This is a genomic window from Saccharibacter sp. 17.LH.SD, from assembly GCF_009834805.1.
Classification (GTDB): Bacteria; Pseudomonadota; Alphaproteobacteria; order Acetobacterales; family Acetobacteraceae; genus Saccharibacter.
The window spans coordinates 504,141-520,177 of sequence record NZ_WVHO01000009.1 but is presented as its reverse complement, the minus strand read 5'-3'; the positions used below and the strand labels follow the sequence as shown (position 1 = coordinate 520,177).

Annotated in this window: 9 protein-coding genes; 3 read left to right on the top strand and 6 right to left on the bottom strand. The window is 48.2% G+C overall.

The genetic code is table 11. The features are described from left to right. Positions 1-20 precede the first annotated feature (20 nt). A complete protein-coding gene (locus GS501_RS03730) occupies positions 21-2,972 on the top strand; it encodes an ATP-dependent DNA helicase (RefSeq protein WP_160830498.1) in 2,952 nt (983 codons plus the stop codon). Between the two features lie 707 nt (positions 2,973-3,679). Here GS501_RS03730 and GS501_RS03725 read toward each other — a convergent pair. From GS501_RS03725 to groES, 4 genes are all read right to left on the bottom strand, one after another. Beyond that, entirely contained in the window at positions 3,680-6,538 is a 2,859-nt protein-coding gene (locus GS501_RS03725; RefSeq protein WP_160830497.1) for a TonB-dependent receptor domain-containing protein, read from the bottom strand. 292 nt (positions 6,539-6,830) lie between these two features. After that, positions 6,831-9,677, bottom strand: coding sequence for a TonB-dependent siderophore receptor (locus GS501_RS03720; RefSeq protein ID WP_160830496.1), 2,847 nt, complete (start codon positions 9,675-9,677; stop codon positions 6,831-6,833). A gap of 262 nt (positions 9,678-9,939) precedes the next feature. Next, the gene (gene groL, locus GS501_RS03715) at positions 9,940-11,601 is read right to left on the bottom strand and encodes a chaperonin GroEL (RefSeq protein ID WP_160830495.1); all 1,662 of its coding nucleotides are present in this window, start codon (positions 11,599-11,601) and stop codon (positions 9,940-9,942) included. A gap of 53 nt (positions 11,602-11,654) precedes the next feature. Next, entirely contained in the window at positions 11,655-11,945 is a 291-nt protein-coding gene (gene groES, locus GS501_RS03710; protein WP_160830494.1) for a co-chaperone GroES, read from the bottom strand. Between the two features lie 317 nt (positions 11,946-12,262). Between groES and GS501_RS03705 the strand changes: the two genes are divergently transcribed. Then, a complete protein-coding gene (locus GS501_RS03705; protein WP_160830493.1) occupies positions 12,263-13,048 on the top strand; it encodes an SDR family oxidoreductase in 786 nt (261 codons plus the stop codon). A 98-nt stretch (positions 13,049-13,146) separates the two neighbouring features. Here the strand turns inward: GS501_RS03705 and GS501_RS03700 are convergent, their stop codons facing one another. After that, a complete protein-coding gene (locus GS501_RS03700; protein ID WP_160830492.1) occupies positions 13,147-14,040 on the bottom strand; it encodes an S-methyl-5'-thioadenosine phosphorylase in 894 nt (297 codons plus the stop codon). 238 nt (positions 14,041-14,278) lie between these two features. Here GS501_RS03700 and hemF point away from each other — a divergent pair, with 238 nt between their 5' ends. After that, the gene (gene hemF / locus GS501_RS03695; protein ID WP_160830491.1) at positions 14,279-15,208 is read left to right on the top strand and encodes an oxygen-dependent coproporphyrinogen oxidase; all 930 of its coding nucleotides are present in this window, start codon (positions 14,279-14,281) and stop codon (positions 15,206-15,208) included. 53 nt (positions 15,209-15,261) lie between these two features. Here the strand turns inward: hemF and GS501_RS03690 are convergent, their stop codons facing one another. Further along, positions 15,262-16,035 (bottom strand): ABC transporter ATP-binding protein, encoded by a 774-nt coding sequence (locus GS501_RS03690; protein ID WP_160830692.1) that lies wholly within the window; start codon positions 16,033-16,035, stop codon positions 15,262-15,264. Positions 16,036-16,037: the final 2 nt, after the last annotated feature.

Genomic DNA, 16,037 nt, shown 5'->3' with positions numbered 1-16,037 from the left:
TCTCGATACACTATCACGTGATGTCAGACCCAATACGTTCTCCCTTCCAAGCGCCTGCTCTTATTGCATCTTACGGGCTTTCTTCCCTGCTCACTCCAGATGGAGAGCTCATGGAACTCGGAAAGGACGAGCTGCGTGCACAACTTCGCACGATGCCGCCTCCACTTCTTATTCACGGGCCCGCCACACTCCGTATTTTAAGTCTTCCCCCCGAACCCCCACCGGCCCCTTGGTTCGACTTGTTGGAGCTTTTTCTCTTCGTTCATCCTGCACGGAGCGCGACACCTACAGCACGCGGTATCGGTCTAGAACTCGGTCTATTAACACCTGAAGCCCTTAAAGAAACAATCTTAACGGCTGATATACTCTATCAAATTTGTGAAAAGCTCGTGCAAGATTTACAGGAAGCCGCTCAGACCCCTTCTATAAAAGCCCGTTTGCACGCTTTTCTTATCCCTTTGCGCCAAGCAGGATGGAGTTGGGCTCCTTTTCTCGAACAGTTCTTACATGAAACATCATCCACATTCGCAACGGCAGCCCCCAAAAGAAGCACCGCTTATGACATCCTAAAAGTTTGGAAACGTCTGCCTCAATGGGAAGAAAAAGCTCAGCGCCCTCACCCGGGAAGCCAACCTGTTGACCCTACTGCTGCCCGAAAACGCTTAGCCACAATGCTTGGTCATTCGGCTGAACCTCGACCAGGCCAGGCCGACTTCGCCTCTGCAGTTACCCATGCCTTCCGCCCACGTGATATCCCTAACGCTCCGAACATTATTTTGGCCGAAGCCGGAACAGGGACTGGAAAAACCATGGGGTATATTGCTCCAGCCAGTTTGTGGGCAGAAACCAATGATGGTGCTGTGTGGATCAGCACCTATACACGCCATTTACAACGCCAAATCGAGCAAGAACTCATTCGCCTCTACCCGGATGCTGAGCAACGGCGCCAGAAGGCTGTTATTCGCAAAGGGCGTGAAAATTATCTTTGTCTTTTAAATCTTGAAGATATTCTCAACACTGTCCAAAATCGTCCACCACAGCAAAAACATAGCCTCATACCCCTCACACTGCTCATAAGATGGGCTGAATGCACATCTGATGGTGATCTGATGGGCGGAGACCTTCCCGGCTGGTTTGGTGAATTATTTAGCCATGGACTCTTATCAGCCATTGCCGATAGACGCGGTGAATGCATTCACGCAGCCTGCCCTCATTACCAAACATGTTTTATTGAACATAGTATACGCCGTGCTCAGCATGCTGACTTAGTCATTGCTAATCATGCACTTGTCCTCTCTCAGGCTGCCTGGAATGCGCTGATTCCCCAAAAACGCGCTCCAGCCGATATCGCTGATGAAAATGGAATCCCGACACGTTACGTTTTTGATGAAGGCCATCACATTCCAGATGCTGCAGACAGCGCCTTCTCGCTCACTTTTTCTGGTTTAGAGGCCGCTGAACTCAGACGCTGGCTCTTAGGCGCTGAAGGAAGTCGCTCCCGTGCTCGTGGCTTAGCACGGCGCATGGATGATATTTTAGAACGTCTTCCCGAGCTGCAAGCCCCTTTTCAAACATTGATTTATGCTACTCAAAAAGGCCTCCCTCGACCAGGCTGGAGCCTACGTTTACAAGCGACCCGGGAGCAGCCCACTCAAGGGACAGAAACACCACCAGGAACCATTCCTGAGGATCTTGACCACCCGGCTGAAATATTTCTCTTCATGCTTGAGCGACAACTTCTGGCTCGACGCGAAGAAGAGCACCAACAACAGCGAGGCGACGTCTCACATACCCGTCAAGAATGCGATCTACATCCCACCATTCCCGACCTCACGGAAGCGACGGAACATCTTCTTAACGCTCTACAAGCCATCCTTCGTCCCCTTGATCAACTCATCAAACTCATCAGCGAGCAGCTCGAAGCTCCTGCTGAAGAAGGCGACATGCCCTTCCGACAACGGCTTGAGTCGACACTCCGTAGCCTCTATCGGCGCGCTTTCTCACGCCTCCAAGGATGGGTGGGCATTCTTCGGACGATCATCACACCTCCCAATCCACATGATCATCCTCTTTATATTGATTTCATTCGCCGAGAACGCCTTCCTGCCCTTCGCACTATGGAAGAAAGCTATGACATAGCTCTCAACCGACATTGGCTTGATCCAACCATCCCCTTTGCCAGCACATTGCAGAGCACAACACACGGGCTCCTCATGACATCGGCCACGTTACGCGACCGTGATGGTGACGATACCGAAGAAGAAAGTTGGGAAAAAGCAGAGCAGCGCCTCGGCACAACACATTTCCTCCAGCCTCCCCTTCGAGCGGCTCTCATGAGTCCTTTTAATTACGCACAACAAACACGCGCTTATATTATTACGGACGTGCCAAAAGACATGGCCTCCCTGGCACACGCGTTTCAACGTTTATTTGAAACCTCACGGGGCGGAGCTCTTGGGCTTTTTACAGCCATCCAACGTTTAAAAGAAGTTCACCGCCGCATCCATGAGGCCCTCGCCCTACAGGGGCTCCCCCTCTACGCGCAGCATGTTGACGCGATGGACAACGCCACCCTCATCGACGTTTTCCGCACCGAACCCCATAGCTGCCTACTGGGGACGGATGCCATGCGCGACGGCGTAGATGTACCAGGAGAAGCATTACAAATGGTCGTTTTTGAACGCACACCATGGCCACGGCCCGACATTCTCCACCGCGAACGTCGGCGCCTTCTCTCTGGCGGCAGACCCGGGGCTTATGATGATCAAATCACGCGCATGCGCCTACAGCAAGCCTTCGGCCGCCTTATTCGTCGCTCTGATGATTATGGGGTTTTTGTTACGCTCGACCGGCGGATGCCATCACGCCTACTCTCTGCTTTTCCTAAGGGGGTCCCTATCAAACGTCTACCGTTCGACGACGCGCTATCAGAAATAGAAGTTTTCTTACAAGAAAGGAGAGAGGCGAGGTGATATCCTCTTTAACGGCAATTACTGGATAACGATACTCTAAAAATCTCTTTCTGCAGAGACGTCACGCCCTCCTCAAAGGACACAACGCACCACCCGCCACACTCTCGCCTATGAATATTACAGACAGTCGGAAGTGCCCAAAGAACACCCCCGACCCCTCTTTCAACTAAACGTTAATCACAAAAGACGGAACGGGACTTCATCAAAGGCCCTAGATAATAGATCGGTACCCCCGCTTAGCATAAGCGACGTCATCCCATAACGCGTGCCTTTGCCTGGCAAAAGAAGAACCTACATGAGGGGAGGAAGGCGCATCCAGGATCTTCGTAGACAACGACCCAATGGCACCACCCAAAGTAGAAAAGGAAGAGATAAAAGCTGATGTCAGTTTACTTTTTGTAGACATAACGCTACACTCCCAACAACTTTGGAATACTGTTAAACAGTCATTCCTCTATTTACAGAGACCGTTCTTGCTCCCTGTAATTATTACGGTAAGCGTTGTTCTTTCTTAAAATCAATATATTTTTTCGATTCTTTTATAATTTTTTCAAAATTCGAAAAATATCATTATTTTACAACAAGTTACCCATCGTGTTTTTGACTTTACTCTTCAAAAACAAAAGGAGGTAACACCTAAGTGCCCCTCCCTTTGCTATTCTAAGCTTTGTCACAACGTCAAAACGTGTCCCGCTGATCTTGCAGACTTAAAAATCAACATTAGCCTGCATAAAGAAGGAACGCCCTGCAACATAACCTCCATACAGACTCCCTGCGGTATTTTGGCCGCCATCTGCCACGAAAGGAGGTCTTTTATTCGTAATATTATTAATACCTCCTTCGAAATTCCATTTCCCCATACGGTAATTAAGTGTCAGATCATGCTCGAACATATCTGGCGTCTTGTGACGAGGACCATCAGCAGCCGTTAAGTCCCGCGTTCCATTATTCCATGTCATTCCACTCATATATTGCATCATATAGGTAATGCTAAAGTTATTATGCCGCCACGTCACTGTTGCGTAATCACGCAGCTTAGGGAGCCCTCCAGCCGAATTCTGCCCTATTCCGTTATAAAGCAGTCGGCCAGAATAATTATAAAAGGGCCCTCCTGGTACATTCTGTTGCTTATAGGTTACGAGCTGTTGAATCGTATTGCTCAAACTGACCACATCATATGGCGTCAAGATAAGCGAATAATTCAAATCAAAATCAATACCGCTTGTCTTTAACTCACCAAGATTCTCATAATTGGCCGTTACCTGTTTGATCTGCCCGCTTCCATACCGCTGAACGCTACCGCAAAGATTTTTAGACGTATAACATTGATCCAAAACATATTGTGTCTGAAGAGGCGAAATCGTGTGACTAACATTCGTATGCCAATATTCGGCAGAAACCATCAATCTCGGAACCCAACGTGGAGTAAATACCGTTCCAAACGTGTACGTCCGTGAGGTCTCTGCCTGAAGATGGCTGTTCCCGCCCTGCATAGTAGGGATCTGCCCACCTCCCTGTGCTACAAACTTATGTTTGTTATACTTTTTGATGGAGTTACCACAATTTGTTGCAACAACCGCTTGTTGTGCTCCGTATGTAGAGATTTGATTCATATCACACGGATCTTGTGCTTCCGCATAGGTTATCTGCTCTCCTTGAAAGAGCTCATAAACCTGCGGCTGTCGATACGATGTCCCAATTGTTCCTCTGAAACGCACATCCCGCGTTGGCATCCAGTTAATGGATGCTTTCCAGTTTTTCGTCACCCCTAAGTTATTATAACCAGAGACACGCCCCTGACCATCAATCGTCAGATCCTTCGCCAAAAAGGCATTATGTAACAGGTTAATGTTACTTTCCGCATAACCTTCCGTTACGTGGAAACCACCTCCTGTATAGGTCGTGGCGTTCGACATCGCTTGTCCTGACGAAACCAACGGATCAGGTGTTTGAGAAAGCTGTTCCCCACGGTGCTCCATGCCAAGCGCAATCCCAAGACGCCCTCCATGTTCCCATGGCATCCGCGCCACTTGATTATTATGTATTCTCAAATTCCAGTCGCGCAGTTGATAATAACTATGTTGATTGGTTGTCGCATTCGCATAAGCCGCTGCTTTCGCAGAAAGCGGCTTAAAAGGACTTACACATCCAGACGAAGGGCATAAAGACGGATCATATTTAAGGCCGCTACTAGCATTCCCAGGTGTGATTTGCTGTAAACCATATTCATTTAAGAGAGACGCATAATTACCAACATTTTCATCATGCTCTAAAACTTGATTCCACCCATAAGTAAAGGATGCATCATACATCCAGTTTGCAATGATTTCGCCCTTTAACCCCGCTTTCGCCGTATAGGTATCTGACGCATTTTCAAGACGCCTAGGGCCAAATTCTGTAAATCGCCGCGTCGCCATGGTTGCATCCTGCTTAAAAGGATTCCTAGGATCATCAGCAGGAACCGTCAGATTTGATGGCAATGTCGACGGGGTAACACTCCCTTGGAAGCCTTGCGGTGCTAATTGAGACAGTGAATCACGGTGGCTGTAAAGAACATTAGAATATAGGGTGAAGTGCTTGTTAAAATCATAATGCGCATCACCATAAAGTGTCCCGGTATTGACACTATTGGTCAGCCATTGATCCTGACCAAAATCATATCGCGGTGGTCCTGGCTGCCCATATGGCAACGTAGTTCCATTAACATCCTGCCACAAAGGCTGAGGACTCAAACTGGATCCAAAGGTTGTCCCATCCGTTCCAATTTGCACAGGATGCGCCCAACCTCTATTTTTCTGCCTTATTCCTTCTGTCGTATTGTAGGACCCGGATATTGTAATGTTCCCGCGGCCTTCATCAAAATTCCAACCTTTATACGCTGACAAAATCCCATTCTTGCCATCGCCACGGCCTGTAATCCCACCACGTATAAGGATACCACCCTTGGTCGTATCATGGCGGAGTTTAATATTAATCACACCAGAAACAGCATCTGCCCCATAGAGTTCTGAACTCCCATCCTTAAGAATTTCAACACTATCAACCAGCTGGATGGGAATTGTATTCAAATCCACACAACTGGATTGTGCGTTGAGTGCTGTGCGCTTTCCGTCAATCAACACCAAAACACGTTGAGACCCAAGGTTACGGAGATCGATACATGCAGCTCCACCACCACCATTAGTAGATGTATTATTCTGACCGTTTGAACCCACTGACGGCATACGCTGCAACGCATCGTTCAAACTCGTCACACCTGACTGCATAATTTGCTTGCTCGAAACGATTTGCACGGGATTAGCGTTCGAGTTCTTTGATGTACTCAGCATCGAACCCGTGACCATCACTTCTTCAACGCGATGACTTCTCACCCCGTGCAACACTCGGGCATGCGTTGCACTTACTGCATGGGTTCGCCCTCGAGGATGCGCTTTTACAGATGGCTGTTTCGCAGAATATTTTACCGCTTTGCTATATTGCCCCCCATTCGCCGTAGCTACCCCAGGAAGAAGCCCCATAGATAGAGCAGACACACAGAGCATCAAATGGCGAGTGGGGATCGTCATAAGCTAAATATTCCTGGTTCGTTACATTTATTTAACCTAATCTACATAAATTATAAAAAACACAACCCCCGAAACGTTCGGACATCGAAGCGATTAGGGTTTCCATAAAATTGTGTGATGTTTATGACACATATATGACGAGGTTATGTCGTGTAAAAAGTATCGCCTTCCTGCGAAGGCGATACTTTTTACATCACTGAATATAGAATCAGACTTTTCTCTTCTTAGAAAAAGCTAAAAGTCTGCCTATTAAAGCAAATCATACTGCCCATTTTTCAAATATCCCCCCATCTCAAAAATCAACATTAGCCTGCATGAAGAAGGAACGTCCGGCAAAATAACCTCCATACATATTCCCAACGGTATTTTGGGTACCATCCGCCACGAAAGGAGGTCTTTTATTGGTGATATTATTAATACCCCCTTCAAAATTCCATTTCCCCATACGGTAATTCAAGGTTACATCATGCTCAAACATATCAGGCGTCTTGTAACGCGGACCATCGGCCAACGTTAAATCTCTTGTCGAGTTATTCCACGTCATTCCACTCATATATTGCATCATATAGGTAATGCTAAAGTTATTATGCCGCCAAGTTACCGTCGCATAATCACGCAGTTTAGGTTGTCCCACAGACGGTGACGCATTATACAATAGTCTACCTGAGTAATTATACCATGGTCCACCAGGTGAATTTTGTTGCTTATACGTCACAAGCTGTTGAATAGTGTTACTTAAACTGACAACATCATATGGCGTTAAAATAAGCGAATAATTCAAATCAAAATCAATACCACTCGTTCTCAAACCACCAAGATTAGCAGTATTAGCTGTTACTTGTTTAATTTGATGTCCATTATTATTATAGCGCTGAACGCTACCACAGAGGTTGCCGGATGTATAGCATTGATCAAGAACATATTGTGTGCCAAGAACCCCAATCGTTTGATTAACATTTGTATGCCAATATTCAGCAGAAACCATTAATCTTGGAACCCAACGTGGTGTAAATACAGCTCCAAAAGTATAGGTGCGCGAAGTTTCCGCATGAAGGTGACTATTCCCTCCCGACATCGTCGGTACCTGCCCACTACCCTGCGCCACAAATTTCTTTGTATTAATTCCCTGCTGACCGCACCTTGCTGCAACAGCCGCCTGTTGCGCTCCATATGTAGAGATTTGATTCATATCACACGGGTCTTGCGCCTCTATATAGCTTATCTGTTCTCCTTGATAGAGCTCATAAACTTGTGGCTGTCGATAAGACGTCCCAATCGTTCCTCTGAAGCGCACATCCCGCGTTGGCATCCAGTTAATAGACGCTTTCCAATTCTTTGTAATGCCCATGTTATTATAGCCAGAAACACGCCCCTGCCCGTCGATCGTCAGATCCTTCGCCAAAAAGGCATTATGCAACAGGTTAATGTTACTTTCCGCATAACCTTCCGTTACGTGAAAACCACCCCCGGTATACGTTGTAGCATTGCCCATAGATTGACCCGATGAAACCAATGGATCTGGCGTTTGAGAGAGCTGCTCACCCCGATGCTCCATGCCCAACGCAATGCCAAGACGCCCCCCATTCTCCCATGGCATGCGCGTCACTTGATTGTTATGTATTCTCAAATTCCAATCACGCAGTTGATAATAACTATGCTGATTGGTTGTCGCATTCGCATAAGCCGCAGCCTTACCCGAAAGAGGCTTAAAAGGGCTCACACACCCTGATGAAGGACATAAAGACGGATCATAAGCGAGGGCACTATTAGAGTTTCCTGGGTTAATCTGACGCAGTCCATATTCATTTAAAAGAGCGGCATAATTGCCCATATTCTCATCATGCTCTAAGACTTGGTTCCATCCATAGGTGAAGGATGCATCATACATCCAGTTTGCAATGATCTCACCTTTCAACCCAACTTTCGCGGTGTAGGTATCTGACGCATTTTCAAAACGCCTAGGGCCAAATTCTGTAAATCGCCGCGTCGCCATGGTTGCATCCTGCCTAAAAGGATTCCCAGGATAATTAGCAGGCACCGTCAAATTCGACGGCAATGTCGACGGCGTAACACTTCCAAAAAATCCTTGCGGAGCCATTTGTGACAAGGAATTACGATGGCTGTAAAGAACATTGGAATATAAAGTAAAATGCTTGTTAAAATCGTAATGTGCATCGCCATACAGTGTCCCCGTATTGACACTATTCGTCAGCCAAGAATCTTGAGTAAAATCATAACGCGACCGTGGGGGCTGCCCCGGTATTGGGTTCCCGTTATCACCCAGCCATAAAGGCTGAGGACTAGTACCAGACCCAAAGGTCGTCCCATCTGTCCCAATCTCTACAGGATGTGCCCATCCCCTATTTTTCTGCCGGATTCCTTCTGTCGTATTGTAGGATCCAGACACAGTAATATTGCCGCGCCCCTCATCAAAGTTCCAACCTTTATACGCTGATAATATTCCATTCTTGCCATCACCGTGGCCTGTAATCCCGCCACGGATAAGAATACCACCTTTTGTCGTATCATGACGGAGTTTAATATTGATCACACCAGAAACAGCATCTGCCCCATAGAGTTCTGAGCCTCCATCTTTAAGAATTTCAACACTATCAACCAGCTGCATGGGAATCGTATTCAGATCCACACAGCTCGCCTGTGCATTGAGTGCTGTACGTTTCCCATCAATCAATACCAAAACACGGTTAGAACCGAGGTTACGGAGATCGATACACGCAGCTCCTCCTCCTCCGTTTGTCGTCGTGTTATTTTGACCGTTTGAACCCACTGACGGCATACGCTGCAACGCGTCGTTCAAACTCGTCACACCTGTCTGCATAATTTGTTTGCTAGAAATTATTTGAACAGGATTGGCATTCGAGTTCTTTGATGTACTCAACATTGAGCCTGTGACTATCACTTCTTCAATACGATGGCTACTGACCCCATGCAGAGCCCGCGCACGCATTGCGCGTGCTGCATGCGTTGGCCCCTTAAGATCTCCTTTTATGGATGAGTGGTGCGTAGAATAACGTGCGTCTTTTCCATGCTGCCCAACATCTGCAACGGCTACCCCAGGAAGAAGCCCCATGGACAAAGCAGATACACAGAGCATCAAATGGCGAGTGGGGATCGTCATAAGCCAAAAATTCCTGGTTCGTTACATTTCTTTAATTTAATCCATTATCGTAATAAAAACACAACAACGAAATGTTCCGATACCGAATCAATAAGAATTTTCACGAATTCTGTGATTTTTATGACACATTTGTAACGGAGCTATTTTCACACAAAAAAGCCCCGCTTCCTTTCGAAAGCGAGGCTCTTCTCACAGTACTGAATGTAGGGCCAAACTTCTCCCCTCCCTTTCAAGAAGGAGAGAAAGCGTGAAGCTGTGCGGCTTAGAAGCCGCCCATGCCTCCCATACCGCCCATTCCACCCATGCCGCCCATTCCAGCAGCATCGTCAGAGGATTTCTTCTCTGGACGTTCAGCAACCATAGCTTCTGTCGTAATCAATAGACCAGCAACGGACGCTGCATCTTGCAATGCTGTACGAACAACCTTTGTCGGGTCGATAATACCAGCCACAACGAGGTCTTTATACTCACCAGTCTGTGCGTCAAAGCCCTTGTTATATTCTTTTTCTTCAAGAACCTTACCAGCAATCACTGCACCATCCTCACCCGCATTATGAGCGATCTGACGCAATGGAGCCTGAAGAGCCTTACGGATGATTTCCGCACCAACGCGCTGATCATCATTTACGTGAGAGTGATGATCGGCAAGGATCAAACTCGCACGCGCAAGTGCTGTACCACCGCCTGGAACAATCCCTTCTTCAACAGCAGCACGTGTTGCATGAAGAGCATCGTCCACACGGTCTTTACGCTCTTTCACCTCTACCTCGGTGCTACCACCGACGCGGATGACGGCCACACCACCAGCAAGTTTTGCCAAGCGCTCTTGAAGCTTCTCACGATCATAATCAGAAGAAGTCTCTTCGATCTGAGCACGGATCTGGCCACAACGTGCCTTAATCCCGTCAGCCTGACCAGCACCTTCAACGATTGTGGTGTTTTCTTTATCGATGTGAACCTTCTTAGCCGTTCCCAACATATCCAAGGTAACGGAATCCAGCTTGATACCGATATCTTCGGAAACAACCTGACCACCTGTGAGAACAGCAATATCCTCAAGCATCGCCTTACGACGATCACCAAAGCCAGGAGCCTTCACAGCAGCGATCTTCAAACCACCACGCAGCTTGTTCACAACCAAAGTTGCCAACGCCTCACCGTCAACTTCTTCAGCAATGATCAACAGCGGACGACCAGACTGCACAACGCTTTCCAGAAGTGGCAGCATTGGCTGAAGAGAAGAGATCTTCTTTTCATGGATCAAGATATAAGGGTTATCCAGATCCGCCGTCATTTTCTCAGTATTAGTGACGAAATATGGGGAGATATAACCACGATCAAACTGCATGCCTTCAACAACATCCAGCTCCGTATGAAGGCCTTTCGCCTCTTCCACGGTGATCACACCCTCAGAACCCACTTTCTCCATAGCGCGAGCAATCATCTCGCCGATCTCAGCCTCACCATTCGCGGAGATCGTTCCAACCTGAGCAACCTCAGCTGGGGAAGAAATCTTGCTGGTGCGAGCTTTAAGTTCCTTAACGACACGGCTCACAGCCTTGTCGATCCCACGCTTCAGATCCATTGGGTTCATGCCAGCAGCAACGGCTTTTGCACCTTCCCGGATGATAGCCTGAGCCAGCACGGTTGCTGTCGTGGTCCCATCCCCAGCGATATCGTTGGTCTTAGAAGCCACTTCGCGCACCATCTGTGCGCCCATATTCTCGAACTTGTCAGCTAGCTCGATCTCTTTAGCAACAGACACACCGTCTTTTGTAATACGCGGGGCGCCGAAGCTCTTATCAAGAACGACGTTGCGACCTTTTGGGCCCAGCGTCACCTTCACAGCATTCGCAAGAATATCAACGCCGCGTAGCATACGATCGCGGGCATCAGCACCAAACTTTACGTCTTTGGCAGCCATAACACTTAACTCCTTAGAGGTTCATTTTAAAAAGAGGAATCGGGCGAGTGGCGTTAGCCAACAATCCCCATAATGTCGCTCTCTTTCATGATCAGCAGGTCTTCACCACCGATCTTCACCTCAGTGCCTGACCATTTGCCGAAAAGAACACGGTCGCCAGCTTTAACATCCAGAGCCACAACCTGACCTTGCTCGTTACGAGCGCCCGGACCAACGGCGACAACTTCGCCTTCCATCGGCTTTTCTTTCGCTGTCTCTGGGATGATGATGCCACCAGCAGTCTTTTGTTCGCCTTCTAAACGGCGGACCACTACACGGTCATGAAGGGGACGAAACTTCGTCATGGATCGCTCCATTCTAGGCCAGCCCTTGTTCAAAGCAGCATGGCCGGGTTATGCGCTCAATACAGCAGCGCTTTGATCAATCCTCCCCTCCCAAGAGGAGAGGTAGATCAGAGATAGTGCGCCCCCCACAGAGCGTCAAGAAGCCCCCAAGCAGGAATGATAAATTTTTCTCACTTCTGCCATCACAGAATAACGATATGTTTTTTTTGCTTATCTCACCTGTGAGATGAGATCCCTTCCCCATAGACTCTGCCTCTTCTCGCTACCACAGAAACATGATCTCATTACCGACGATAATAATCGTTGGGAGATGGATTATGGATCTCAAACTCAGTGGGCATTCCGCCGTTGTAATGGGCGGGAGTTCAGGTCTAGGCGCTGGTATTGCACGGAGCATGGCTGCCGAAGGTGTTCACGTCTATCTCATTTCTCGCAATACTGAAAAGCTCCAGCACACAGCCGCTCAGATTCAAGCCGAGGGTGGTAAAGCAACATGGATCGCCGCTGATTTGTCATCACTGGCGGGTGTGCAAACCGCCATTACTACCCTTCAGGAACACTGTAACGTTATCGACATTATTATCGGAAATGGTGGAGGCCCTCCTCCTGGGCCTGCCACATCATTTGATGCTGCTTTGTGGAAGCAACAAACTGAGGCTATGCTTCTGCCTGTTATGAGCATGACCGATGCGTTCCTTCCCGCCATGCGTAAGCAAAAATTTGGTCGTATCATCATGGTCTCATCGACAAGCGTCGCTGAGCCTATTCCAGGCCTCGTCTTATCCAATGCATTACGCTCAGCCCTCGCCAACTGGGGCAAAACTTTATCTCGAGAGGTGGGACGTGATGGCGTGACCGTGAATACACTGATGCCAGGACGTTTTGACACGGACCGCGTCGCGCAACTCAACCAAACGCGTGCGCAAAAACAGGGTATTTCCGTCGCTGAGTTACGCCAACAAAAAGAGAATGAAATTCCAGTTGGACGCTACGGATCACCAGAGGAATTTGGTCATATGGCCACATTCCTCGCAAGCCCCCTAGCCGCTTATGTAACAGGAGCTCTCATTCCCATTGATGGCGGTCTTCTTCGCAGTTTGTGATCTCTCTATCGCAGGGTAACTTTCCTTCATTCCAAGGAAAGCCCCTGCTACGAGACATTGATCCTACTTCCTTAAAAAGGGGATCAAACGGACATCCATTATACCTTGAGTAAAACACGCCCAGCGACAGCATCTAGCCGCCCTAAGACAGCAGAGTCCCAAGCATAAGGTGGGGTAATAATAGCATTATCAAGCGCCCGTTCCGCTCCTGTTGGGCACAAGCTACGAGGCTTACCAAGTTCAGGAATCGCCGCTTTCACCAGGTCACGTGCACGGCTAGCATTTGTTTTCATTGTTCGAACCACAGCCTCGACCGTGACACTCTCATGATCTTCGTGCCAGCAATCATAATCCGTCACCATAGCCACTGTCGCGTAGTTCATCTCAGCTTCACGAGCAAGACGCGCCTCTGGCATGTTGGTCATTCCAATGACGGAACACCCCCAGGACTTGTAGAGTTGGCTTTCAGCCCGTGTCGAAAACTGAGGACCTTCAATCACCACATAGGTCCCACCATGCGTCACCGGAATCCCAATTTTCTCTGCGGCCGCACCCAGCTTATCAACCATATGACGAGAAACAGGTTCCGCCATGCTCACATGAGCAACACAACCTTCTTCAAAAAAGGTACGCGCTCTACCCTGCGTTAAATCAATAAATTGATCGACCAAAACGAAGCGCCCTGGTTCCAACTCCTCCTTCAAAGAACCAACAGCCGACAATGAAATGATATCAGTCACCCCCGCACGCTTTAATGCATCAATATTCGCACGAAAATTCAGATGTGACGGTGGGATAGGATGCCCGCGCCCGTGCCTTGGGAGGAAAACACACTTTACACCATCTAACGTTCCAAAAAGGAGTTCATCAGAAGGCGTCCCCCACGGGCTTTCACAACGACGCCATTCTTTGTTCTCTAAGCCATCAATATCATATAAGCCCGACCCCCCGATCACACCGATCACAGGCTTCACGTGCGTTCCCTCAACCATATGCCGCTCTCCTCTTAACTCTTCACTTAAATCTATCGCGTTGCATTCCTAACCAGCATGTTCACTCAGGAACATAGATACACGAAAATCTCAAGAGATAGCCTACACCATCCCCAGTCACATTATCGTTCCAGCTAGCCTTATTAACGCAACTTTCCAAAAAGTCTCTAGACCACATTACCTAGAACGATAAGGTGTGTGCTAGCGTCTTCTCGATCCTGCGTATCGTATCTGAAAAATGAAAGACAACACAGTGAACACATCCCCTCATTTTGGCGACTTAATCCGGCCCGATGTCCCTCATGACGCCCTAAAAAAAGAAGCCAGAGCCTGGTTTGAGTCCTTACGCGACCGTATTTGCCATTCTTATGAACAATTAGAAGATGACGCTGTTTCTCAGAACTCTCAAGTTCTTGGAGAACGCCACAAAGCTGGACGTTTTGAGCGCCACGCTTGGGAGCGGCCTGAAGGTGGTGGCGGTGTCATGTCTGTTATGCATGGTCGTGTTTTTGAAAAAGTTGGTGTTAATGTTTCCACTGTTTGGGGAGAGTTTTCGCCTGAATTCCGCAAAAACATTCCAGGAGCAGAGGAAGACCCGCGTTTCTTCGCAACTGGGATTTCACTCGTCGCTCACCCATGTAATCCCCATGTCAGCGCTGCTCATTTTAACACACGGATGATCATCACAACAAAGGGATGGTTTGGTGGCGGTGGGGACATCACCCCTATGTTTCCCAAGAGCAAAAACGCCATTGAAGACGCATCCCAATTTCATAAAGCCTTCCAAGACGCCTGCGATAAGCATGACCCCAGCTATTATCCACGCTTCAAAAAATGGTGTGATGAATATTTCTTCCTAAAACACCGTAATGAGCCACGTGGACTGGGAGGAATCTTCTACGATTGGTTACGCACTGAGAATCTTCAAAATGACTTTGCTTTCACTAAAGATGTCGGCGAAGCCTTCTATGCAGCGTATCCTCGTGCCGTTCGAAACCGCATGTTCAATCACTGGACAGACGAAGACCGCGAAGCACAACTGAAACGTCGTGGGCGCTACGTTGAATTTAATCTACTCTATGATCGTGGAACAATTTTCGGTCTAAAAACAGGCGGTAATACAGAGGCTATTCTGATGAGCATGCCTCCTGAAGTAAAATGGCCATAACACATTGATTAAGTGAGGGCTGTTGTGCCCTCTTTCATGTGGCACAACAGCTCTTACACCACACCATCAACTAAGACATGCGGCAAACCACGCGGGCAGACCTCCAAACGTGTCTGAACGCCGTAAACATCGGCCAACATTTCCGGAGTGGTAACCTCCATCACGACACCTTGGCCAAGCAAGCGGCCATCACGCATATAAACGACGTCATCCGCACGCTGTAAGGCAATATTAAGGTCATGGACGACAAGCAATGTCACGATACCGCGCGCTTGCGTTTCTCGCCTCACAACCTCCATAACCGCGAATTGGTAGCGCAGGTCAAGCGCGCTCAGCGGCTCATCCAACAAGAGCATCTCAGGACGTCTGACCAAGGCTTGAGCAAGCCCTACAAGTTGACGCTGCCCCCCAGACAACTCATCCAGATAGCGCAATGCAAGATTATCTATGCCAATTTTTTCTAAAATCTCGATGCTGTCTCTCAACGCCTGCTCTGCAGCAACATTCTCCCCAGCCCGACGTGCCACCATCACTGCTTCTAATACCTGTAGATGCACCATAGGCGGTAATGTTTGAGGTAAATAAGCGGCGACACGCGCCCGCATCCCGATAGGTAAAGATGATAAGTCACGCCCATCGAAACCCACATACCCCGTTGAAGGGGTCAGTCCTGCAATAGCGCGTAAAAAGCTTGATTTTCCCGACCCATTAGGCCCGAGCAAAGCCGTCACTTTCCCAGGTTGCATCGTCGACAGGGTCATACCGTGCAGTATTTCTCGTTTTCCATACCGCACTGTGAGGTCACGCACAGACAACCCTTTTGTCATTT